This is a genomic window from Nocardia testacea NBRC 100365 (assembly GCF_000308775.1).
GTDB classification, from domain to species: domain Bacteria; phylum Actinomycetota; class Actinomycetes; order Mycobacteriales; family Mycobacteriaceae; genus Nocardia; species Nocardia testacea.
Genome location: NZ_BAGJ01000135.1, coordinates 77,912 through 99,763, shown reverse-complemented (window position 1 = coordinate 99,763; position 21,852 = coordinate 77,912). Strand labels below are relative to the sequence as shown.

Genomic DNA, 21,852 nt, shown 5'->3' with positions numbered 1-21,852 from the left:
CGGAGGAAATTCGGACCGGTGTGGGCTCGCCGGAGGAGCCCACACCGGTCCATCCGATGTCTACTTCAGTTCGGCGCTGGTCTTCCCCAGGACCCGTCGGGCGACAATGAGCTGCTGGATCTGCTGGGTGCCCTCGAAGATGTCGAGGATCTTCGAGTCCCGGCCCCACTTCTCCAGCAGCAGCCGCTGCGAGTATCCGAGCGCGCCGGCCAGTTCGACCGACTTCAGCGTCACATCGGTGCCGGTTCGGCCAGCCTTCGCCTTGGACATCGACGCCTCGAGCGAATTGGGCTTCTTGTTGTCGGCCATCCAGGCCGCCCGCAGGGCCAGCAGGTAGGCGGATTCGTAGTCGGCTTCCATTCGCAGGAATTCGGCCGCCGCCGCGTGCTGATTGTTGGGCGGGGTGTCGTAGGAGATCTCGATACCCGCGTCGGTGAGGATGGTGCGCAGTTCCTCCAGCGCGGCGCGGGTGACGCCGATGGCCATGGCCGCGACCAGGGGGCGGGTGTTGTCGAAGGTCTGCATGACCCCCGCGAAGCCCTTCTCCGCGTGTACCTCCGGGCTGCCGAGGATGTTGTCCTTCGGAATCCGGCAGTCCTGCAGCAGCAGCACCGCGGTATCGGAGGCCTTGATACCGAGCTTGTGTTCGAGCCGGGCCACCGACAGGCCGGGAGCGTCCCGCGGGACCACGAACGATTTGATGGCGGCGCGGCCCAGGCTGCGGTCCACCGACGCCCACACCACGATATGAGTGGAACGCTGCCCCGCGGTGACGAAGATCTTCTCGCCGTTGAGCACCCATTCGTCGCCGTCGAGCACTGCGGTGGTGGTGACCGCGGCCGAATCGGATCCGAAGCTCGGTTCGGTGATCGCCATGGACGCCCACACCTTGCCGAACCGTTCGAGCTGTTCGTCGGTGGCCACCGCGGCGATCGCGGCATTGCCCAGCCCCTGGTAGGGGATGGAGAGCATGAGCCCGACATCGCCCCAGGAGGTCTCCAGGGCGTTGAGCAGCGCCGACATATTGCCGCCGTTGGCATTGACGAGCACATCGGTGGAGGGCGCCTCGTCATCGGCGCGGCCGCCGCTGGCCCCGCTGATCTTCTGGGTGCCCGAATCGCTGAGTCCGTCGACCATGGCGGCCATGGTGTCGAGCTCCACCGGGTATTCGTGCTCGCCGAGATCGTATTTGCGCGAGATGGGCCGGAAGATCTGTGCGGCCACCTGATGGGCCTGGTTGGCGCTGGCCCGCAGTTTCTTGGGAAGTTCGAGATTGATCATGGAAGTCTCCTGGGAAAAAAGCTGTGACGACGCCGGGAACTCAGACCAACACCACGCCCTCGGCAACCGCGATACCCCTCAGATCGCGGTACCAGCGTTCGACCGGGTGCTCCTTGGTGAAGCCGTGGCCGCCGAGCAATTGGACACCGTCCAGCCCGAAGCGCATCCCCTTGTCCGCCGCCAGTTTCTTGGCCAGCGCCGCTTCGCGGGCGAAGGTGAGGCCCTGTTCGGCGCGGGCGGCGCCGCGTAGCGTGACCAGCCGCAGACCGTCGAGTTCGATGGCGATATCGGCGACCATGAACGCGACCGCCTGCCGGTGGCTGATCGGTTCGCCGAAGGCTTCCCGCTCGTTGACGTAGGGGATCACGTAGTCGAGTACGGCCTGCCCGGTGCCGGTGGCCAGCGCGGCCCAGCCGAGGCGGGCGAGCTGGACGGCGTCGCGGTAGTCGGCGGCGTGCCGGGTGGCGTCGCCCTCACCGAGGATCGCGTCGGCGGCGATTGCCACATTGTCCAGGACCAGCCGGCCCAGCCCGGCCGCGCGCAGCCCCATGCTGGGATCGGCTTCCACCGACAGGCCCTTGGCGTCGGATTCCACCACGAACAGGGCGGGACGTCCGTCGAGTTCGGCGCCCACCACGAAGATCTCCGCGGCGGCGGCCGCGGGCACCAGGCTCTTCACCCCGGTCAGCCGATATCCGCTGGGGGAGCGCACCGCCTTGGTCTGCAGGCTGAAGGGATCGAACAGGGCACGCGGCTCGCTGATGACCACCGAGGCCTGTGGCACGTTCTCCCCGGTGAACGCCGGCAGGTAGGTCTGCTGCTGGGCGTCGGTACCCCACTGGGACAGTGCGACCGCGACACCGCTCGGCGCGAGCAGTGGCAGCGCGAGACCCATATCGCCGTGCGCGAGGGCCTCCGCGACCATCGTGTTGGTGACCGCGCCGCGTTCGGTGGCCGCGCCCTCGAGTTCCTCGGGCACATTGATGAGGGTGATACCCAGTTCCGCGGCCCGGCCGAGCAGATCGGCCGGCGCCGCGGCCGCCTCGTCGGCGTCGTGCGCGGCCGGGCGCAGGATCTCGGCCGCGAACTCGCGCACGGTCTCGGCGATCATCTGCTGTTCGTCGGTCGGGGTGAGGTCGAAGTAGTCCTTGGTCTTCGACTCGTTGTCCGGAAGTCGCTTGGGCGCCCCGCCGCCGGCGACCTTGTTGAAGGCGCGGGTGGCGGCGCCGAGGGTGCGGAATCCGGTTTTGGTGCTCTGGTAGGTGACCCGGTCGATCGGCTTGCGCAGGTTGTACTTCTCGGCCAGCTCCGAACCGGTGATGGTCGACATGACCCGCATGGCGGCGCCCATCCAGTCCCGTTTGGGTTGGTGCAGGCCCACCCCGTTCTCCTGGCGGTCGCCGTGGTGCGGCCGCCGCTCGGTAGCGCTGTCTCGAATACTCATCATCACCTGTTTCTCGCGCGGGGGTGAGGGTCGGACCCCGGGTATCTTACTGCGGAGTAAGGCTATCTTACTGCGGAGTAAGAAAGGCGTCGAGTGGTCTCTACGTCCTGGTGAGCGGACGCGGAATCGCGGCCGATGAAGCCCAGAACGCCCGCCCCGGGACCCGGGGCGGGCGTTCTCGGTCGCCGGAGTCGCCGCGGGTGGGAGATGTCGTCACCCGGGCCGCGGCCTCCGGCCGGCTATTCCCGCACGTACCAGCGCAGGGTCGCGTAGGCGGTGAGACCGGCGAACAGCACGCCGACCGGCATCACCATGAGCGCGGTGGTGAATATGTCGTCGAAGGTGATCTGGGGGAACACATTGCTGGCGAACAGGTCACCGAGCGCCCGGTCGATCACCAGCGGCCGGGCCACGAACAGGCCGGCCGTGGCCAGCAATCCGCCGGCCAGTGCGGCGGCCACCGCCTCCAGCAGGAACGGCAGCTGGGTGTACCAGCGGGTGGCGCCCACCAGGCGCATGATGCTCACCTCCGTACGCCGGGTGAAGGCCGCGATCTGCACCATGTTCGCGATCAGCAGCAGGGCCGCCACCGCCTGCAGCAGCGCCATACCGAAGGCCGCGTTGCGCAGGCCGTCGAACAGGCTGACCAGCCGGTCCACGATGTCCTTGTCGTTACGGACCATGCCGACGCCGGGCCGCTCGTAGAACTGCTCGTAGATCGTCGGGTACAGCGACGCGTCGGTCATCTTGACCCGCAGCGAGGCCGGCAGCGGGGTCTCGCTCACGTATTCGGCGAGTTCCGGCTGGTCCTTGAAGGTTTTCTCCTTCGCCTCCCGGATCGCCGCGTCCCGATTGAGGTACTGCACGTTCTCCACGCCGTCGACGGCCTCGAGATCGGCCATGAGCGTCCGGCACGGATCGTTCACACAATCCGGATCGGTCGCGGACACGTCCTCGGTAAGGTACAGCCGCACCTCGAGCCGGTCCAGGAAGTACTGCTCGGTCTTGTCGGCGATCCGCACCGCCAGCAGACCGCCGCCCAGCATGGTCAGCGAGACCGCGGTGGTCAGGATCATCGCGATGGTCATGGTGACATTGCGGCGCAGCCCCTCGGAGACCTCGCCGAACAGGAATCCCGCGCGCATTACCGGCGCACCTCGTAACCGCCGTCGGCCTGATCGCGGACCAGATGACCCTCGTAGAGTTCCACCACGCGCCGGCGCATACCGTCCACGATCAGTGGATCGTGGGTGGCCATGAGCACGGTGGTGCCCATCCGGTTGATGTGCTCGAGCAGCAGCATGATCTCGTAACTCGTCTCGGGGTCGAGGTTGCCGGTGGGTTCATCGGCCAGCAGCACCAGCGGCCGGTTGACGAAGGCCCGCGCGATCGCGACCCGCTGCTGTTCACCGCCGGACAGCTCGGTGGGCAGCCGATCGGCTTTACTGCCCAGCCCGACCAGTTCCAGCACTTCGGGCACGGTCCGGTCGATGAACTGGCGTCGCTTGCCGATCACCTCCAGCGCGAACGCCACATTCTGGGCGACGGTGCGCTGCTGCAGCAGCCGGAAATCCTGGAAAACACACCCGATTCGCTGCCGCAGTCGCGGCACCCTCCGCCCCGGCAGCCGGTCGACCCGGAAATCCGCGACCGAGATCTCACCCGCGGTCGGTGTCTCCTCTTTGAGCAGCAACCGCATGAAGGTCGATTTACCCGAACCCGACGGACCGATGAGGAAGACGAACTCACCCTTGTCGATATGGACGGTGATGTTTTCCAGCGCTGGTCGCGTAGCGGTCGGATACGACTTGCTGACGTTGCGCAGGGTGATCACGAGGAGACAGTGTAACCATTCGATAACGAAGCGGCCCGCGGGCCGTGTCGTCCCCGCTATCGGACGGGAATCACCTGGACAGGGACCTGATGGACGGCGGGGGCCGGCGCCGGTTTCGCGGGTGCGATCTGATCCGGTTTGACGAACAGGTACAGCACGAACGTCGCCACCCAGCCGCCCGCCAGGATCAGGGTCGATCTACGGGCGCGCATTCAAGCCCTCCCGGCGCATGGCCGCGGCCACGCGTACCCGTAACTCGCGACTCACCTCGAACTGTTTACCCGGCAGCGTCCGGGCGACCATCCGGATATTCATCTGGTCCACGGTCAGGTCCTCCACACCCATCACCGTCGGCTCGTCGAGCAGCAGTGGTTCGAGGCGGGGGTCCTGGTAGGCCTGGCCGCCCACCTCGTGCAGCACTTCGTTGATCCGGATGATATCGGCACTGGCCGAGACCGGGACATCGATCGCCGCGCGGGCCCAATCCTTCGACAGATTGGTGACTTTCACGATCTGGCCGTTCGGGACGGTGATCACCTCACCATCCGGATTACGCAGTTTGGTGACCCGCAGTGTCACATCCTCGACCGTGCCCTCGGCCGGATCCTGGATACCGGTCACCGCGATCCGCACCACATCGCCGAACCCGTACTGCCGTTCGGTGATGAGGAAGAACCCCGCCAGGATGTCCTGCACGATGCGCTGCGCGCCGAAACCGAGCGCGGCACCCAGGACCGCCGCGGGCGCGACCAGGCCCGACATCGAGAATCCGATGCGTCCCAGGACCTCCATGGCGACGAGCACGTAGGCCACGGTGAGCACCACCCAGGTGAGCACCTGGGCCAGCGCGTGCCGGTGCTTGGCCTCCTCGGAGCGGACCAGCGCGTCACCGCCGCGGAATCCGGAATCGATCTTCTGGGTGACCCGGTCGCGAACGTAGGTGGCGAAGCGGGCGAACAGCATCGCCCCGAGGATCAGCAGCACGATCTCCAGGCCGGACGACCGCAGCCACGATGTGACCTCCGAAGACGCCGCCAGCGACAGCGCCAGGGCCTCGGACCCGTCCGAATACATCAGACCACCTGCTCTCGCACCACCGAACAGCCTGCGGAGCCCCGGATCCCGGGACCGCTAGCTCTCCTGGAGCACTGTACTCATCCGCCAGCGGATCCCCGATTCGATGAATCCGTCGATATCGCCGTCGAGTACCGCCGAGGGATTGTTGACCTCGTAGTTGGTGCGCAGATCCTTGACCATCTGGTACGGGTGCAGCACATAGGACCGCATCTGGTTGCCCCAGGACGCGCCCTCGTTGGTCTTGAGCGCATCCATCTGGGCGCGCTCCTCCTGCCGTTTGCGTTCCAGCAGTTTGGCCTGCAGCACCCGCATGGCCGACACCTTGTTCTGCAGCTGCGATTTCTCGTTCTGGCAGGTCACCACGATCCCGGTGGGGATATGGGTGATCCGCACGGCCGAGTCGGTGGTGTTGACGCTCTGGCCGCCGGGACCCGACGACCGGTAGACATCGACGCGGATATCGGTTTCCGGGACCTCGATATGGTCGGTGGTCTCCACCACCGGCAGCACCTCGACCTCGGCGAAGGAGGTCTGGCGGCGGCCCTGGTTGTCGAACGGGCTGATCCGGACCAGCCGATGCGTGCCCATCTCCACCGAGAGGGTGCCGTAGGCGTAGGGCGTCTTCACCGCGAAGGTGGCACTCTTGATACCGGCTTCTTCGGCGTAGGAGGTGTCGTAGACCTCGACCGAGTACTTGTGCCGGTCGGCCCAGCGGATGTACATGCGCATGAGCATCTCGGCCCAGTCGGCGGCGTCCACGCCACCGGCGCCGGAGCGGATGTTGACCAGCGCGTCTCGTTTGTCGTACTCGCCCGAGAGCAGCGTGCGGACCTCGAGCGCCTCCACATCGCTGTGCAGCGCGGCCCGCTCGGCATCGGCATCGGCCAGCGCGCTGGTCTTCGCCTCGCCCTCTTCCTCCTCGGCCAGCTCGTAGAGCACCGGGAGATCCTCGAGCCGCTGCCGTAACTCCTCGACCCGGCGCAGTTCACCCTGGGCGTGCGAGAGCTCGCTGGTGACCCGCTGCGCGTGATCCTGGTCGTTCCAGAGCTCGGGATCGGCGGCCTGGTGCTCCAGCTCGTCTATACGGCGGCGCAGCTCCTCGATATCGAGGACCGATTCGACGGTCTTGAGGGTCGCGTCGAGTTCGGCGAGGTCGGCGGTCACGTCTGGATGCACGGTGTTCAAGGCTACTAGGAGCGTCCGTCGCGGTGTACCGCGCGGCCCGCGGAGACCGCCGCCGGTCAGCTCGGGACGGCCCGCAGGTTGCCGGGGCGGTGGCCGGCGAGGCGGTCCAGGGCGGCGGCCGTCGCCGGGTCGGCGGGCAGGTGGACGATCAACTGCTGATCGTCGTCGGCGAAAAGGTCCAGGGTTTCGAAGGCCAGCCGCAGCGTCCCGGCGGTGGGGTGCGCCATCCGGGTCACGCCGGTGGCGGCGGGCAGATTCGGCACCGTGGCGACCCGGTCGGTGAACGCCGCGCCCGCGGTGATGGTGAGCTGGTCGGCCAGCGCCGCGATCTCCGGGTCGGCGCGGAAGGGGCCCTGTTTGAGGGTGGCGACCAGGTGGTCGGCCAGATGACCCCAATCCGGGTAGACCTCGCGGGCCCGCGGATCGGTGAAGGCGAACTGAGCGAGATTGGACCAGTGCTCGCCGTCCAGCGCGCCGGTCGGCTCCATCAACCTGCGGTAGCCCTCGGTGCAGGCCAGCACCTCGGTGAGCCGGTTGACCACGACCGCCGCCGCGGGTTCGAGCTGATCGAGCAGCGCCCGGATCGTCGGCCGGATCTCGCGACCCGGCCGGGCCCGGCCCATGCAGTTGAAACCGGTATCGGCCTTGGTCAGCCGGTACAGGTGGACACGCTCGGCGGAGGTGAGCCCCAGCGCGTCGGCCAGCGCGGCGAGGACCTGGGGCGAGGGATTACGGTCCCGCCCCTGCTCGAGACGGGTGATGTATTCGACGCTGACCCCCGCCAGCGTGGCCAGTTCCGCCCGGCGCAGTCCGGGCGCCCGGCGGCGTGCCCCGGTGGGCAGCCCCACCTGGGCCGGTGTCACCGCGTCGCGCCTGCTGCGCAGGAACAGGCCCATCTCGTTCTCGCTCACGGTCCCACGGTAGCGGCGGGCGGGCCGCTCAGGGTGGCCGTGGCAGTACCACTCTCGGCGCGGTCTCCCACTGCGGCGCCCGGCGCGGCAGATTCGATCCCGGGCGGCCACCGGGCCGCCGGAGAAGAACGGAGCACACCATGACCACAACGCCGCTGCGTCTCGCGGTGATCGTCGGCAGCGTCCGGGAGGGCCGCTTCGGACCGGTCGTCGCCTCGTGGATCGCCGCCCAGGCAGCCCGTGACGCCGGGTTCGAGATCGACGTGATCGATCTGGCCGAGGCCGAGATCCCGCTGGCGCTGCCGGCCGTCCCGCCGGCGATGGAACCGAATCCGCCGCGCCCCGCCGGTATGCGGGACCTCTCCGAGCGGCTCGGCGCCGCCGACGCGTTCATCATCGTGACCCCCGACTACAACCGCAGCTTCCCGGCCTCGCTGAAGGCCGCCATCGACTGGCATTTCACCCAGTGGCAGGGCAAGGCCATCGCTTTCGTCGGCTACAGCGGCGCCAGCGGCGGCCTGCTGGCCATCGAACAGTTGCGTCAGGTATTCAACGAACTCGACGCCCACACGGTGCGCGAGTACGTATCGTTCCCTCGCTATTACCTGCTGTTCGGGGAGGACGGACAACTGCACGCGCCCGAGGAGCCCGAAGCGCAGGCGCAGGCGATGCTGGGCCGGTTGCGGTGGTGGGCCGAGGCGCTGACGGCGGCCCGCGCGGTGGCGGCCTGACCCGGGTGCGCACGGCGAGCGCGACGGCACGGCGCGCGGCCGCACCCGGACCGACTCGATAGTGTTCGGGTGTGGCTGCTCACTCCTCTGACCTCGAACTCGCATTGCGGCTGGCCGACGAAGCGGACGCGATCACCCGGGAACGGTTCCGCGCCCTGGATCTGAAGGTCGATGCCAAACCGGACCTCACTCCGGTGTCGGATGCAGATCTGGCCGTGGAGGAGGCGATCCGCCGGATGCTGCGGCACGGCCGCCCCGAGGATGCCGTCCTCGGCGAGGAGTTCGGCGGCACGGCCGAGTTCACCGGCCGGCAATGGGTGATCGACCCGATCGACGGCACCAAGAATTTCGTGCGCGGTGTCCCCGTGTGGGCCACTCTCATCGCCTTGCTGGAGGACGGTGTGCCGGTGGTCGGTGTGGTGAGTGCACCCGCGCTGGCCCGCCGCTGGTGGGCCGCGGTGGGGCAGGGTGCGTGGTCGAGTTTCCATCCCGGCGCGCCACAGCCGATCACGGTCAGCGCCGTCGCCGACCTCGATTCGGCCAGCCTCGCGTTCTCCAGTCTGTCCGGCTGGCGCGACCGGGGCCTGCGTGAGCAGTTCATCGACCTCACCGACGAAGTGTGGCGGGTCCGCGGTTACGGCGACTTCTTCAGCTACTGCCTGGTCGCCGAGGGGGCGGTGGATATCGCGGCCGAACCCGAGGTCTCGCTGTGGGATCTGGCCGCGCTGGACATCCTGATCCGGGAGGCCGGCGGCACCTTCACCTCCCTCGACGGCCGCGACGGCCCGCACGGCGGAGACGCGGTCGCCTCCAACGGGCGGCTGCATCAACAGGTCCTGCTCCGTCTCCGCGGCTGACCCGGGGGTCGCGTCGTCGAAGGCCGGGCGGCGGCGCGGTCACGGCGGTCACCGCCTTCCCCGCTGCGGCCGGTGCCGGTGGACGCATCCTGCGCGGATGACCGACGATGTGATGATGACGCTCAGCACGCACGAGGCAGATCTCTTCGAAGGCGCCCGCGGCCGCCTGCAGGCGATCGCCTACCGGCTGCTGGGGTCGGCCGGTGACGCCGAGGACGCGGTACAGGAGACCTTCCTGCGATGGCACGCGGTGGACCGAGAGCAGATCGAGACGCCCGAGGCATGGTTGACGAAGGTGCTCACCAACCTGTGCCTCAACCAGCTCACCTCGGCGCGGGCCCGGCGGGAGACCTATGTCGGGCAGTGGCTTCCGGAACCGGTCCTCGCCGGCGACCCGATGCTCGGTCCCGCCGAGACCGCCGAACAGCGCGAGTCGGTCTCGCTCGCGATGCTCACCGTGATGGAGCGGCTCACGCCCAATGAGCGCGCGGTGTATGTGCTGCGTGAGGCGTTCGGATATTCGCATCGGGAGATCGCGGAGATCCTCGAGCTCACCGAATCGAACTGCCAGCAGATCTACCGCCGGGCCGCACAGCATCTCGGCGGCCGGTCCCGGATCGAGGTCGACGCGGCGGCCGCGCGCCGGATCGCCGAAGAGTTCATCGCCGCTGCTCTCAGCGGCGAGACCGATCCGCTGGTCCGGCTGCTCACCGGCGACGTGGTCAGCGTGGCCGACGGCGGCGGCGTGGTCCCGGCCCGCCGGGCGCCGGTCGTCGGGGCGCATGCCGTGGCCCGCTACCTGCGCAACCTGTTCCGGCCGACGGCCGCCAAACGTGCCTTCGTCAACGCCGACCTCACCTTCTACGCGGCCGTGCTGAACGGCGATCCCGCGGTAGTGATCGAGGTCGGCGGACAGGTCTACGGCGTGCTCTGCCTCGAGCTGGCTCCCGCCGGTATCGCGGCACTGCGCGTGCAGGTCGCGCCCGACAAACTGGCTCATCTCACCCGCGAGTGGACGGCGACCGGCCCGCATCGCCCGCTCGACGCTCAGTGGTGACACACACCACATTCGCGATCTGTCAGGGATGGAACGCGTGCGCACCTTCGGCGCAGCGGCGAATGATCCGCGCACGGGTCCGGACATGGTGTGCCGGTATCGCACCGAAACCGGTGCCCGCCCCGAGCCGGGGACGGGCACCGGAGTCCGGGCTGTCAGCCCATGGTCTTGGCGCCGTCGATCGCTTCGCGGATGATGTCCGCGTGACCGGCGTGCTGCGTGGTCTCGGCAATGATGTGCAGCAGGACCCGGCGCGTGGACCAGTGGCTCTCCTGGAACCAGGGCGCCTTCGGCAACGGCCACTTCGCATCCAGGTCGGGCAGCGACACGACCATCTCGTCGGTACGCCGTGCCACCTCGTCATAGGCCGCGAGCACCCCGGCCAGCGTCTCGCCGGGCAGCATCCGGAACTCGTTCTGCCGGGCGGCGAAGTCCTCGGCGGTCAGCTCGTCGAAATCCTTCGAGGTCGAGGTTCCGTCGACGATGAAATCCACCCAGCCGCGCTCGACGCCGGTCACATGTTTGATCAGGCCGCCCAGGCACAGCTCGCTGGGTGTCGGGCGCGCCGCCGCCTGTTCTTCGGTCAGTTCGCGGGTGGTGAAACGCAGGAAGAACCGCGCTGCGCGCAGTTCGGCCAGCAGGTCGGCCCGTTCGCCGGAGAGAGCCGCGCCGGTGGCGGTCCGGGGGAGGGTGGAGTTGTCGCTCAAGGTCATCGCCTTCCGTCGAGGTGCGGTGGATTCCGTGTTCAGAAGCACCGTATGACCCCTAGCGGCCACTTTCCGGCCTCAATTGACCGGAGCTCGGAAATTTCCGGAACAATCCCTCGACCAGCCGTTATGTCTCAGCGTCGGGTCGCGTCGGCCGGTGTGAGATCGATACCCGGCGGCGGGCGCAACCGCCGCAGCGCCCCGTCCATCCCGGTCACGAACAGGGCCCACGACTCGCCGTCACGGGCGATCCGCACCGAGGTGGTGCCGTCGGGCACGGTCCGGACCGGGTCGGGCCGTCTGATCAGGCCCGTGATGATCGCGCATCCGGACCCCGTGGCCGGATCCACCCGGTAGATCGCGCCGACTCCATGATCGGCGACGTACAGGTCGCCGGTGCGGGTGGCCTCCATATCGTCGGGAACGGTCAGCAGATTCGGTGGACCCGCGACCACCTGGGCATCGGCGGGCGCCCGCAGCGGAATACGGAAGATCCGCATGGTCAGGTTGCCCGTGTAGATCGACTCGCCGTCGGGGGCCAGGGCCAGGCCGTTGGTCAGCGGAAGCGGTGACCACGATTCGATGAACTCGCCGGTCGAGGGCCGGTACCGGGCGATTCCGGTCGTCGCCCGGGTAACCCCGATCGTGCTGATCAGCAAGTCCCCGTCGGGGAGCAGCAGCAGACCGTTCGGTCCGTTCAGTCCGGTGCGGAGCACGGTCACCGCGCCGGTGTCGAGGTCGTAGCGCCGCAGCGTACCCGGCGGGTCGGTGACACCGTCGCCGGTCAGGAAGTACACCGAGCGACCGGCCACCCGCACGCCGGCCGGATGCTCCAGACCGGTGACCAGCTTCTCGAAGGTTCCGTCGGCCGATACGTGGGCGAGGTAGCCGTCGACGATGCCGGTGACGTAGAAACCCCCCGCGCCGTCGGAATCCAGGTTCTCCAGATTGCCGACCCCTTCGACGATCGTGGTCGCCTGCCAGCCGTCGGCGCACATGGCCGGGAAGGTCTGTGCCTGCGCGGGCGCCGCGCTCACACTCACCACCGCCGCCGTAGCGGCGGTGAACATCGCCCATCGCGCCCGCGATCGTGTCCTGGATGCCATAGCGGACAACCTAAGCGATCCACGGCGGTAGCGCGGGATGCGCGCGGCCCGCGGGAACGGTGTCGGCGGCCGTCCCGGATGCCGGCTCATCCACATGTGCGCAAGACGAGGCGGGGCGTCGGCGCCCGCGCCGGACACCGCCCGGGCTGTCCGCCGGTGCTCGTAGGATGGGCCGCGTGGAAGCCCCCGAAGCCCCGACCGTGCCCGCTGTCGAGTCCGGTGCCGAATCCGATGCGGCACAGCGGATTCTGAACCGGGTCTTCGGTTACGACAGTTTCCGGGGTGAGCAGCGCGCGATCGTCGACCAGGTGATCGGCGGAGGCGACGCGCTGGTACTCATGCCCACCGGCGGCGGCAAATCGCTCTGCTACCAGATTCCCGCGCTGGTCCGCGAGGGTGTGGGGGTGGTGATCTCCCCGCTCATCGCACTCATGCAGGACCAGGTGGACGCGCTCAGCGCGCTCGGCGTGCGGGCCGGCTTCCTGAACTCCACCCAGTTCCCGGATGAGCGCCGTACCGTGGAAGCCCAGTTCGTGGCCGGCGAACTCGATCTGCTGTACCTCGCGCCGGAGCGGCTGCGGATGGAATCCACCGCCCAGCTACTCGACCGGGGCCGGGTCGCGCTGTTCGCGATCGACGAGGCGCACTGCGTCTCGCAGTGGGGTCACGACTTCCGGCCCGACTATCTGGCCCTGTCGATGCTGCACGAACGCTGGCCCGACGTACCCCGGATCGCACTCACCGCGACCGCCACCGAGAAGACCCGCGACGAGATCATCACCCGGCTCGACCTGGGCGGGGCCCGGCGCTTCGTGGCCAGTTTCGATCGGCCCAATATCCAGTACCGCATCGAACCGAAGAACCGGCCCGATCGGCAGCTGCTCGAGTTCCTGCGCGCGGAGCATCCCGGCGACGCCGGCATCGTCTACTGCCTGTCCCGCAACTCCGTCGAGAAGACCGCCGCGTTCCTCACCGAGAACGGTATCCGGGCGGTCCCGTACCACGCGGGCTTGGACAATCGCACCCGAGCCGAGAACCAGGCGCGCTTCCTGCGGGAGGAGGGTCTGGTGGTCGTCGCGACCATCGCCTTCGGGATGGGTATCGACAAACCCGATGTGCGTTTCGTCGCCCACCTCGACCTGCCCAAATCCGTCGAGGGCTACTACCAGGAGACCGGGCGGGCCGGGCGGGACGGGTTGCCGTCCACGGCGTGGATGGTCTACGGCCTGCAGGACGTGGTGCAACAGCGCAAACTCATCGACACCTCCGAAGGCGACGCCGCGCATCGCCGGCAGCTACAACTGCACCTGGACGCGATGCTCGCCCTGTGCGAGACGGTCGACTGCCGCCGGGCCCAGTTGCTGGCCTATTTCGGCCAGCCGCCGCAGCCGTGCGGGAACTGCGACACCTGCCTGAACCCGCCCGAATCGTGGGACGGCACCGTCGCCGCGCAGAAACTGCTGTCGGCGGTGCTGCGCCTGAAACGGGAGCGCGGGCAGAGCTTCGGCGCGGGTCATCTCATCGATATCCTGCTCGGCAAGAAGAACCAGAAAGTGCAGCAGTACGACCACCACGAACTCAGCGTGTTCGGGGTGGGGACCGATCTGCGGGATACCCAGTGGCGCGGGGTGGTCCGGCAGCTGCTGGCCCAGGGGCTGCTCGCGGTCCACGGCGATTACGGGGTGCTCACCCTCACCGAGGCCAGCGAAGCGGTTCTCTTCGACGGCCGCACCGTCGCGCTGCGCCGGGAACCGGAACGACCCACTCCCGCGCGGGCCGCGCGCAGCGCGAAATCCGGCCGCGCCGCCCCCACCGACCTCGATACCGCCGACACCGCGCTCTTCGAGAAGCTCCGGCAGTGGCGGGCCGATACCGCCAAGGAACAGGGTGTCCCCGCGTACGTGGTGTTCCACGACGCCACCCTCCGCGATATCGCCGCCCGCAAGCCTGCCGATCTGCGGGAACTGGGCACGGTGAACGGTGTCGGGGAGAGCAAGCTGGCACGTTACGGAGAGCAGGTTCTGCAGGTGCTGGCGGCCGGATGAGCCGTGGACGGGCGTAAGCCGCTGTGCCGGAACCGCTTTCATCCGATGATTCCTCCCGCCAGTGACGATAGGGGTCTGAACAGAGGACCTAACCTGGCAGTATGTCCAACAAGCGCACTCCGTGGTCGCGGTCACGCCACCGCGCGGGCTTGTCCGCCGAACAGTTCGGCGGCGTGGACCCGAGGATCATCCGGGCCGCAACCGATCACCGGCCCCGGGATCGCCCGGAGGTAGCGGGGTCCCTCGAATCGGTTCGGCTACTCGGAACCGCCGCGTACGACTCGGGCCTCGGGGCCGATATGTGGTCCGAGGACAGCGCGTCCAACGGCGAGGACGATCTATCCGAAAGGTCACCCGGCCGTGTGCATGTTCCCGTGCCGAGCGGATCACCCGCGGTACTCGCGCGACCGGAACCCGAGCCGGAAGGGTATGAGTTCACAGATCTTCCCGCCGGGCCCGCGCCGCAGGCATATCGGCCCGCGGAACCCGCTGTCGACGACGGCGGGCGGCAGTGGGTTGTGCCCGATCCGCCGGTGGTGCGCCCGGCACGCACCCCGGTCACTCCGGTGGCGAGTTCCCAGGGGGCCGCGCCCGCCGTGCCGCCTCCCGAGCCCGCGAATCCGGCGTGGACCGTGCCGGAGACCGAAGCGCTCGAATATCTTCCCATCGGCGGTCACGCGCTGCTCGGCCTGTGTCTCGGGCTGGCTGTGCTGCTCGCGGTGGGGTTCTTCTACACCGGCCGCGTGACGGATTCCGACCCGGCCGCCACGCCGACCGCGGCCATCGCCGCCTCGACAATGGCCCCCCGCGAGACCGAGCCGCCGGCCGCGGAATCCCCCGATATAGGCGTCGGTTTCGTATGGGGGAAGGTGCTGACCAACGACGGCATCACTCTCACTGTGAAGAGCGAGATCAACCATGCCGAGGTCGTGGTGCACACCGACGACCACACCAAGATCTACGTGCTGATCGCCACCACCATCGAGGCGATCGCCCAAGGCGCCCCGATCATTGTCTACGGCCGCAAGCACGCCGACGGCTCGATCTTCGCCGACACCATCACCGGCGTTTCACTGCGGGCACTGGGAACTCACTAGCCGGCGTGCGGGCAGCCCGAACCGCAGTGAACCCGTGCCCTCCGGCCGGTGTCCCCGGAAAATACGGGACCAGCGGCCACTTATCGACCGCAATTCGAGAACAATCGATGGTATGGCCGATACGAGCACGCGGACGCTGCGCCTGCTGTCCCTACTGCAGACCCACAAATACTGGCCCGGGACCGAGCTGGCGCACCGGCTGGAAGTCTCGCCGCGGACGCTGCGGCGCGATATCGACCGGTTACGCGGCCTGGGCTACCCGGTGGAAGCGCAACGCGGTGTCGACGGTGGCTACCAGCTCGCCGCCGGGGCGGCGCTGCCGCCGCTGATGGTCGACGACGACGAGGCCGTGGCGCTGGTGGTCGGACTCCAATTCGCGATGCAGGGCATGGTGGAGGACGTCGCGGAGTCCTCGGTACGCGCCCTGGCGAAAGTGGTGCAGGTGATGCCGCCGCGGCTGCGCAAGCGGGTGGAGGCGATCCGGGCCATGACCGTGCCCGCGGACTGGGGCGGCGGCCGCACGGCTGCCGCGCCCGATCCGGCGGCGCTCGCCGCGGTTGCCCTGGCCTGCCGCGACAGTGAGCGGTTGCGTTTCACCTATACCGCCGCCGACGGACGCCGCAGTGCCCGGCATGTCGAACCGCACCGCCTGGTCGCCCTGGGGCGACGCTGGTATCTGGTGGCGTTCGACCTGACCCGCCACGATTGGCGCAGCTTCCGGGTCGACCGGCTCACCGAACCCGCGGGTGACGGATCACGTTTCCGCTCACGGGAACTGCCCACCGCCGACGCCGCGGAGTTCGTCCGCTCCGGCGTGGACAATATGCCGCATCTGCAGCGGATCGAGGCGCTGGTCGAAGCGCCGGCGGAATCGGTCCGGCAGCGTCTCGGGCGCTGGGGCAGCGTCGAGGAGATCGACGCGGGCCGCTGCCGGGTCACGATGACCACCGACTCGCTGGACTGGCCGACCCTGGCGCTGGGATCGCTCGACGCCGAGTTCCAGGTTCTCGAGCCCCCGGAACTGATCGAGCACATCCGGGTCTGGGGTGAGCGCTTCCGGCGTGCCACCCTGAGCCCCGCTGCACCGCCGGCCGCGTCGTGAGCGGTCCGGCGGACTCAGTCCGTGCCGGTGGGCTCGACCGCGCGCAATCGACGGGGCGGCTGCCTCACGGGTCCGGTGACCCCCGCGGCGACCTCGCCGTCGCGCAGCGCGTCCACGAATTCCGTGGTGGCGGTGGCCAGTAGCCCGGGGTGGGAGAAGGGCATCCAGTGCCCGGCGGGCACGTCGCGGCGCCACAATCGCGATACCCACCGGCTCGTATCGTCGTAACCGGCGGGCCGCACCGCGATATCGCGACCGGCGACGATGAGCTGGACCGGCACTTCGGTGGTCCGTTCGCGCGGGTTCAGCAGGTGCGGAAGGATATTCGCACGATAGATGAGCAGACCGTCGACCATATCCCGCTTCAGTGTCGGGGCGAAGAAGATTGTCGAGGGGCCGGTGTCGTTCATGAGCTGGATGACCCGGCGCCAGCGTTGCTCGGTGGCGAGCAGGCCGAACGCCAGCCGCGGCAGGCCGGGTGTCATGAAGAACCCGGTGTAGGCCGAGGACAGCAATTGGGTGAACGGCTGCCAGATATTGCGCGGGCTGGGCCGGCCGAGCCGGTCGCGTACCCATTTGCCCAGGTGATCGAGGTTGGGTCCGGAGACCGAGGTGAACGAGGCGATGCGCCCGGCCGCGTGCGGCTCGCAGACCGCCTCCCAGACCTGGACCGAACCCCAGTCGTGCGCGAGAACGTGGACCGGCCGCTCGGGGCTGACCGCGTCGGCGACCGCGAAGAAGTCCGCGGCCAGTTCCGCGAGCCGGAAATCGGCGACCCGTCCGGTGCGGGTCGAGGCCCCGTGACCGCGGGTGTCGTAGGCCACCACATGGAATCGCCCGGCCAGCAGCGGGATCACTTCGTGCCACAGGTGACTCGTATCGGGCCAGCCGTGTACCAGCACCACGGTCTCGGCGGCGGGGTCGCCGTATTCATAGACCGCGAGATCGAAGGCGCCGCTGCGCACCGTGCGCCGGGTCGCGACGGGTTGGTTGCCGGATTCGGTCACGCTTGCTCCTCGGTTGTCGGGGACTGTCAGAGGTCGAGTACCAGCCGGCCGCCCGCACAGCGCGATACGCACGCCAGCAGGTCACCGGCGGCCCGCTCGGCGGGGGACAGGACGGAATCGCGGTGGTCGGGTGCACCGGACAGGACCCGTACCCTGCAGGTGCGGCAGAAGCCCTGGCGGCACGAGTACGGCTGATCGGGACGGTGCGCCAGCAGTACATCCAGGGTGGAGCGGTCGGCCGGGACAGCGAGCACCTCACCGCTGCGGGCCAATTCGATCTCGAACGCCACACCGTTCACGATCGGCGGTGCCGAGAACCGTTCGGAATGCAGTTCCACACCGGAGATCCCGCGCAGGGCGGCGGCGACGGCGCCGACCATCGGTGCCGGACCGCAGCAGTACACCGCGGTGCCCCGGCGCACCCCGGCCACCAGTTCGGCGCCCGTGGGCAGCCCGGACCGGTCGTCGGTGCGCACGGTGACCCGGCTGCCGAAGCGTTCGACCTCGTCGAGGAAGGGCAGGGTGTCGCGGGCGCGCCCGGTGTACAGCATGGTCCAGTCGATGCCCAGGGAATCCGCCAGCCGCATCATCGGCAGGATCGGGGTGATACCGATACCTCCGGCCACGAAACGCAGCCGGATGGCCGGGGATCCGTGACCGGGTACCGCGAACGGGAACGCGTTACGCGGGCCCCGCACCACCAGCGCGGACCCCACCGTTATCGACCGGTGCACCTCCTCGGAGCCTCCACCGCCGCCGGGGATGCGCCGGACCGCGATTCGATAGGTCCGGGTATCGGCCGGGTCCCCGCACAGCGAGTACTGGCGCAGGCGGCCGGAGGGCAGTTCCACGTCCAGATGTGCGCCCGGCCGCCACCGGGGCAGCTCCCGGCCGTCGGCCGCGGCCAGCCGCAGACTCACCACATCGTTGTCGTGTGCGCGGAGCTGCCGTTCGACGACGCGGACTCCGATCCGGCCGTCGTCCGCGCGGGGCGTCAGCTCGCGCCGGTTGGTGAGGGCGGTCCAGCGCATACGGGCGTCCACGACGGCGTCGAGCAGGCGCATGGTCCGGTCGCGACGCGGTCTGCCGTACAGGTCGGCCGGCAGCGGAAGCGGCGCCGGCCGGTCGGCGAGGGTCATGAGGCCGCCCGGGCGGCCGGGGACTGCGCCAGGTAGGCGATCGCCTGCGCGGTGGAGCCGACCGATTCCGGGCTGTATCCCGGCCGGAACGTCGACAGCGCGCTGATCAGCAGCGCGGGGATCCCGGGCAGCGCACCGCGCCGCATCGCGCCGAAGATGCGCAGCAGCACCCGCGGATAGCCGAGGTCCGGCAGGGAAGGGTCGCGGTGCACCAGGTATTTGGTGCCGCGCACCAGCAGTACCAGGAACGACGGGAAGACCAGCAGCATCAGCGCGCCGCGCCGGAAATAGCCCACGCCGAAGTATTCGGCGACGTCGTGGGCCACATTGCGGTGTTCCACCTCTTCGGCGCCGTGCCAGCGGTACAGATCGAGCATGCGCGGGTCGGCGTCGAACCGTTCCAGGTCGCTGTTGAGCACCCAGTCACCGAGGAACGCGAAGAAGTGCTCGAGCGACGCGATGACCCCGAGCCGGTCGACCAGTTGCTGGCGCCCGGCCCGCGTCCCGGTGCTCTGCCGGGGTCCGATGGTCTTGCGGAAGAGGTACTCGGCCTGACACAGGAACGGGCGCGGATCGATACCGTTGGCGGTGAGCAGCATGTCGTGGGAGCCCGCGTGGGTTTCGGCGTGCATCGACTCCTGGCCGATGAAACCGAGCATGTCCTCGCGCAGTTTCTCGTCGCGCACGAACGGCAGGGCTTCGCCGAATGTGGTCAGGAAGCTGCGTTCGCCTTCGGGCAGCAGGAGGTTGAGCGAGTTCATCACATGGGAGGCGATGGGTTCGGCGGCCATCCAGTGCAGTGGGATCTCGGTCCAGTCGAAGCGCACATCGCGCGCGTGCAATGCGACGTCTCCCGGATCGGTCGCCCGGGTGGGGGCGTCGTTACCGAACAACCTCATCGATCCTCCTCGATCGTCACCGGTACCAGCGGCGACGCGTCGCGGCGGGTTCACCGGCACCTGAGATGATACACATTAGTGCGACGATGAGTAACAGAAAAGATCGGTAACAGGAATACTTCGACCGCTGGGGGTCAGTGCGCCGGCTGCCAGTCCGCGACCAGGTTCAGCAGGCCCGGGAACCTCGCCTCGAGATCCTCGACGCGCACCACATTGCGACGTTCCAGACCGTGCTGCCACTGCCGGATGAGCCCCGCCTCGCGCAGTACCCGCCAGTGGTGGGTGCGCGTCGATTTCGGCCGATCGATCTCGAACCACCCGCAGGCCTGCGGTACGCCGCCCGAGTCGAGGTAGTACGCGCGCACAATGCTGAGCCGCAGGGGATCGCTCAGTGCGGCCAGCACGGTTTCCAGGCGTAGTTCCGCGCGCGTGGGTTCGGGAAGCAACTCCCCGGGTGCGTCGGTGCGGCCCGGTGGGGTGGTGGTGTCCGGCACGGCACTCCTCGGTTCGTCGACCAGTACGACAATTATCGTACTTGATGCTACAGTTCGACTCTGTTCGTACTTGTTCGAGAAAACTCGTACTTGAGTCAGGAGCGCACCATGGCCGTCACCGCCGTCCTCGATGCCCGCGCGCCGGAGGAGCGCCGCGCGCGTCTGCGTACCTGGTCGGCCGCCTGGCCGATCGCCGCGGTCTTCGTCCTCGCCAATGCGGCCACCCCGCTGTATGTGCTCTGGCAGGACGAATTCGGTTTCGGAAAGAGCACTCTCACCGCGGTGTTCTGCTGCTACATGGCCGGGATGGCCGTCGCCCTCCTGGTGGCGGGAGTCGCCTCGGACCGGCTCGGCCGCAAGGCGGTGCTGGTGCCCGCCCTCGTACTGGCGATCGCCGCCGGGTTGATCTTCGCCGCCGCACCGAGCGTCCTGGCCCTGTTCGTGGCACGCACGCTGACCGGTATCGCCAGCGGCGCCATGGTTTCCGCCGGCGTGGCCGCGGTGGCCGATATCGCGGGCCCGGCCGGCACCCGTTCCGCGGCGCTGGCCGGCGCCGTCGGCATCGCGGTCGGTACCGGGCTGGGCCCGCTGCTGGGCGGGATCCTTTCCGAAACCGTGCCCGGCCCCACCGTCACCGTCTTCCTGCTCGAAACCCTCTTCCTGCTGGCAGCACTGGCCATCGTCGCCCTTGTGCCGATTCCCCGCGCCGGCGCCGGGAAAGGTGCGGCGTGGGTCCGGCTGCCCCGGGTACCGCGTGCGAACCGGCGGCAGCTGCTCGTCGCCGTCACCGTGGCGGGCGCCGCGCTGACCACGACAGCGTTCATGCTCTCGCTGGCACCGTCGCTGCTGTCGGAACTGCTCGGCACGACCAACCGGATCGTCGCCGGGGTACTGGCCTGCCTGACCTTCGCCGTCGCCACCGGCAGTCAGTTCGCGCTGCGCGGCCTGCCGGTGCGCCGGCTGCTGCTGGTCTCGGTGGCCGGCACGATCGTCTGCGTGGCCGCGCTGGTCGTCGCGGTCGACACTTCCTCGGTGGCCGGGCTGACCGTCGCCGCGATCCTGGCCGGGGCCGCCTACGGCCCGGGAATGCTGGGCGGACTGGCCCTGCTCAACGCCGATATCCCGGCCGGGCGGCTGGCCGAGGCCAACGCGGCACTCAATATCGGCGCCTACGCCTTCGCCGGTCTGCTGATCCTGGCCCTGGGCTTCCTCAGCGACCGCCTCGGTTTCGCCGCGGGTGTCACCCTTTTCGCGCTGGTCGCCGCGACCGTCGCGCTGGCCGGTGGGTCGCTGGTGGTGGCCGGGCTGCGCACCGGGGCCGAGTAGCTGCTGGATACCGCCCGCCACCCGGGCTTCCGCGCGGTGGCGGGCGGCCCGCCGGCAACACCGCCGATACGCGACAGAGCTCCTTGGGTAGGCCGGTACCGCGACCCACCGAAGAGAAAAGGCCCGCAGGTCTATGACCTGCGGGCCTTCCGTGGAGCTGCCGGGAATCGAACCCGGGTCCTCCGCCGCTTCATCAAGGCTTCTCCGTGTGCAGTTCGCTATGCCTCTACTCGGATCTCCCGGTCTCGCGAACAAGCCGGGATGACGATCCCAGTCGCTGTTGGATGTCCCGCACTACTCCGCGACCGAGTCGCGCGGTGAGCCCTCTAGCTGATGCCGGCACCGAAGCCGAGGGCGAACCTCGGGCCGACAGAGACGCTATCGCTTAGGCAGCGAGAGCGTACTCGCGCTGATTGGAATCGGCGCTTAATTGGTTGCAACGACGCTTACGGTGGTCTCTTGCCTGCACCGACACGCTTCCCCTGAATCTACGTACGCAGTCGAAACCGTTCAGCCCCGTACGTCCCGGCACCTTGCCGGGCTAGTCATGTTA

At 68.9% G+C, this 21,852-nt stretch carries 21 protein-coding genes and 1 other RNA gene; 7 read left to right on the top strand and 15 right to left on the bottom strand.

The window, feature by feature from the left end; all coding sequences use genetic code 11:
- Positions 1–60: 60 nt before the first annotated feature.
- The 8 genes from ON38_RS18925 to ON38_RS18895 all read right to left on the bottom strand — a co-directional run bounded on the left by ON38_RS18925 (position 61) and on the right by ON38_RS18895 (position 7,732).
- Positions 61–1,281: an acyl-CoA dehydrogenase family protein gene (locus tag ON38_RS18925; RefSeq protein ID WP_039826184.1), complete on the bottom strand. Its 1,221-nt coding sequence runs from the start codon at positions 1,279–1,281 to the stop codon at positions 61–63.
- A 40-nt stretch (positions 1,282–1,321) separates the two neighbouring features.
- Positions 1,322–2,731 (bottom strand): acyl-CoA dehydrogenase family protein, encoded by a 1,410-nt coding sequence (locus ON38_RS18920; protein WP_039826183.1) that lies wholly within the window; start codon positions 2,729–2,731, stop codon positions 1,322–1,324.
- A gap of 233 nt (positions 2,732–2,964) precedes the next feature.
- Positions 2,965–3,870, bottom strand: coding sequence for a permease-like cell division protein FtsX (ftsX, locus tag ON38_RS18915; RefSeq protein WP_039826182.1), 906 nt, complete (start codon positions 3,868–3,870; stop codon positions 2,965–2,967).
- Positions 3,870–4,559 carry a cell division ATP-binding protein FtsE gene (ftsE, locus tag ON38_RS18910; RefSeq protein WP_039826181.1) on the bottom strand — a complete coding sequence of 230 codons (690 nt, stop codon included), beginning with the start codon at positions 4,557–4,559 and terminating at the stop codon, positions 3,870–3,872. Before ftsE ends, ftsX begins: the two co-directional genes overlap by 1 nt.
- Before the next feature lie 56 nt (positions 4,560–4,615).
- A complete protein-coding gene (locus ON38_RS36135; RefSeq protein ID WP_157181814.1) occupies positions 4,616–4,771 on the bottom strand; it encodes an Rv3103c transmembrane domain-containing protein in 156 nt (51 codons plus the stop codon).
- Positions 4,758–5,633 carry a mechanosensitive ion channel family protein gene (locus ON38_RS18905; protein ID WP_051164956.1) on the bottom strand — a complete coding sequence of 292 codons (876 nt, stop codon included), beginning with the start codon at positions 5,631–5,633 and terminating at the stop codon, positions 4,758–4,760. Before ON38_RS18905 ends, ON38_RS36135 begins: the two co-directional genes overlap by 14 nt.
- Positions 5,634–5,690: 57 nt before the next feature.
- Entirely contained in the window at positions 5,691–6,812 is a 1,122-nt protein-coding gene (gene prfB / locus ON38_RS18900) for a peptide chain release factor 2 (RefSeq protein WP_039826230.1), read from the bottom strand.
- A 65-nt stretch (positions 6,813–6,877) separates the two neighbouring features.
- A complete protein-coding gene (locus tag ON38_RS18895) occupies positions 6,878–7,732 on the bottom strand; it encodes a helix-turn-helix domain-containing protein (protein ID WP_039826180.1) in 855 nt (284 codons plus the stop codon).
- 140 nt (positions 7,733–7,872) lie between these two features.
- Here ON38_RS18895 and ON38_RS18890 point away from each other — a divergent pair, with 140 nt between their 5' ends.
- The 3 genes from ON38_RS18890 to sigJ all read left to right on the top strand — a co-directional run bounded on the left by ON38_RS18890 (position 7,873) and on the right by sigJ (position 10,377).
- Positions 7,873–8,463, top strand: coding sequence for an NADPH-dependent FMN reductase (locus ON38_RS18890; RefSeq protein WP_039826179.1), 591 nt, complete (start codon positions 7,873–7,875; stop codon positions 8,461–8,463).
- Between the two features lie 71 nt (positions 8,464–8,534).
- Positions 8,535–9,320 carry a histidinol-phosphatase gene (gene hisN / locus ON38_RS18885; RefSeq protein WP_039826178.1) on the top strand — a complete coding sequence of 262 codons (786 nt, stop codon included), beginning with the start codon at positions 8,535–8,537 and terminating at the stop codon, positions 9,318–9,320.
- Between the two features lie 97 nt (positions 9,321–9,417).
- A complete protein-coding gene (sigJ, locus tag ON38_RS18880; RefSeq protein WP_218000798.1) occupies positions 9,418–10,377 on the top strand; it encodes an RNA polymerase sigma factor SigJ in 960 nt (319 codons plus the stop codon).
- 155 nt (positions 10,378–10,532) lie between these two features.
- Here the strand turns inward: sigJ and ON38_RS18875 are convergent, their stop codons facing one another.
- Both ON38_RS18875 and ON38_RS18870 read right to left on the bottom strand, forming a co-directional pair.
- Entirely contained in the window at positions 10,533–11,090 is a 558-nt protein-coding gene (locus tag ON38_RS18875; RefSeq protein WP_039826177.1) for a DinB family protein, read from the bottom strand.
- A 128-nt stretch (positions 11,091–11,218) separates the two neighbouring features.
- The gene (locus ON38_RS18870; RefSeq protein ID WP_039826176.1) at positions 11,219–12,190 is read right to left on the bottom strand and encodes an SMP-30/gluconolactonase/LRE family protein; all 972 of its coding nucleotides are present in this window, start codon (positions 12,188–12,190) and stop codon (positions 11,219–11,221) included.
- A gap of 176 nt (positions 12,191–12,366) precedes the next feature.
- Here ON38_RS18870 and recQ point away from each other — a divergent pair, with 176 nt between their 5' ends.
- From recQ to ON38_RS18855, 3 genes are all read left to right on the top strand, one after another.
- Positions 12,367–14,235: a DNA helicase RecQ gene (gene recQ, locus ON38_RS18865; RefSeq protein ID WP_039826228.1), complete on the top strand. Its 1,869-nt coding sequence runs from the start codon at positions 12,367–12,369 to the stop codon at positions 14,233–14,235.
- A 101-nt stretch (positions 14,236–14,336) separates the two neighbouring features.
- Complete coding sequence (locus ON38_RS18860; protein WP_039826175.1) at positions 14,337–15,332, top strand: hypothetical protein; 996 nt, start codon at positions 14,337–14,339, stop codon at positions 15,330–15,332.
- Between the two features lie 112 nt (positions 15,333–15,444).
- Positions 15,445–16,434, top strand: a complete 990-nt coding sequence (locus ON38_RS18855) for a helix-turn-helix transcriptional regulator (RefSeq protein WP_039826174.1) — start codon at positions 15,445–15,447, stop codon at positions 16,432–16,434.
- A gap of 14 nt (positions 16,435–16,448) precedes the next feature.
- Here the strand turns inward: ON38_RS18855 and ON38_RS18850 are convergent, their stop codons facing one another.
- The 4 genes from ON38_RS18850 to ON38_RS18835 all read right to left on the bottom strand — a co-directional run bounded on the left by ON38_RS18850 (position 16,449) and on the right by ON38_RS18835 (position 19,973).
- Positions 16,449–17,441, bottom strand: coding sequence for an alpha/beta fold hydrolase (locus tag ON38_RS18850; protein ID WP_083872801.1), 993 nt, complete (start codon positions 17,439–17,441; stop codon positions 16,449–16,451).
- A 26-nt stretch (positions 17,442–17,467) separates the two neighbouring features.
- Positions 17,468–18,580, bottom strand: coding sequence for a PDR/VanB family oxidoreductase (locus tag ON38_RS18845; protein WP_039826173.1), 1,113 nt, complete (start codon positions 18,578–18,580; stop codon positions 17,468–17,470).
- A complete protein-coding gene (locus ON38_RS18840) occupies positions 18,577–19,479 on the bottom strand; it encodes a metal-dependent hydrolase (RefSeq protein WP_039826172.1) in 903 nt (300 codons plus the stop codon). The genes ON38_RS18845 and ON38_RS18840 overlap by 4 nt, the downstream gene beginning before the upstream one ends.
- Positions 19,480–19,613: 134 nt before the next feature.
- Positions 19,614–19,973 (bottom strand): ArsR/SmtB family transcription factor, encoded by a 360-nt coding sequence (locus ON38_RS18835; protein WP_039826171.1) that lies wholly within the window; start codon positions 19,971–19,973, stop codon positions 19,614–19,616.
- A gap of 108 nt (positions 19,974–20,081) precedes the next feature.
- Here ON38_RS18835 and ON38_RS18830 point away from each other — a divergent pair, with 108 nt between their 5' ends.
- The gene (locus tag ON38_RS18830; RefSeq protein ID WP_039826169.1) at positions 20,082–21,299 is read left to right on the top strand and encodes an MFS transporter; all 1,218 of its coding nucleotides are present in this window, start codon (positions 20,082–20,084) and stop codon (positions 21,297–21,299) included.
- Between the two features lie 149 nt (positions 21,300–21,448).
- On the opposite strand, the gene ssrA is transcribed toward ON38_RS18830, so the two are convergent.
- Positions 21,449–21,817, bottom strand: a transfer-messenger RNA (tmRNA) gene (ssrA, locus tag ON38_RS35005).
- Between the last annotated feature and the right edge of the window lie 35 nt (positions 21,818–21,852).

What these genes read in the sequence shown, in the direction of transcription:
- ON38_RS18925 (WP_039826184.1), bottom strand. Translation starts at nt 1,281, where the DNA reads ATGATCAATCTCGAACTTCCCAAGAAACTGCGGGCCAGCGCCAACCAG.
- ftsX (WP_039826182.1), bottom strand. Translation starts at nt 3,870, where the DNA reads ATGCGCGCGGGATTCCTGTTCGGCGAGGTCTCCGAGGGGCTGCGCCGC.
- ON38_RS36135 (WP_157181814.1), bottom strand. Translation starts at nt 4,771, where the DNA reads ATGCGCGCCCGTAGATCGACCCTGATCCTGGCGGGCGGCTGGGTGGCG.
- ON38_RS18905 (WP_051164956.1), bottom strand. Translation starts at nt 5,633, where the DNA reads ATGTATTCGGACGGGTCCGAGGCCCTGGCGCTGTCGCTGGCGGCGTCT.
- ON38_RS18890 (WP_039826179.1), top strand. Translation starts at nt 7,873, where the DNA reads ATGACCACAACGCCGCTGCGTCTCGCGGTGATCGTCGGCAGCGTCCGG.
- sigJ (WP_218000798.1), top strand. Translation starts at nt 9,418, where the DNA reads ATGACCGACGATGTGATGATGACGCTCAGCACGCACGAGGCAGATCTC.
- ON38_RS18875 (WP_039826177.1), bottom strand. Translation starts at nt 11,090, where the DNA reads ATGACCTTGAGCGACAACTCCACCCTCCCCCGGACCGCCACCGGCGCG.
- ON38_RS18870 (WP_039826176.1), bottom strand. Translation starts at nt 12,190, where the DNA reads ATGGCATCCAGGACACGATCGCGGGCGCGATGGGCGATGTTCACCGCC.
- ON38_RS18860 (WP_039826175.1), top strand. Translation starts at nt 14,337, where the DNA reads ATGTCCAACAAGCGCACTCCGTGGTCGCGGTCACGCCACCGCGCGGGC.
- ON38_RS18855 (WP_039826174.1), top strand. Translation starts at nt 15,445, where the DNA reads ATGGCCGATACGAGCACGCGGACGCTGCGCCTGCTGTCCCTACTGCAG.
- ON38_RS18845 (WP_039826173.1), bottom strand. Translation starts at nt 18,580, where the DNA reads ATGACCCTCGCCGACCGGCCGGCGCCGCTTCCGCTGCCGGCCGACCTG.
- ON38_RS18840 (WP_039826172.1), bottom strand. Translation starts at nt 19,479, where the DNA reads ATGAGGTTGTTCGGTAACGACGCCCCCACCCGGGCGACCGATCCGGGA.
- ON38_RS18830 (WP_039826169.1), top strand. Translation starts at nt 20,082, where the DNA reads ATGGCCGTCACCGCCGTCCTCGATGCCCGCGCGCCGGAGGAGCGCCGC.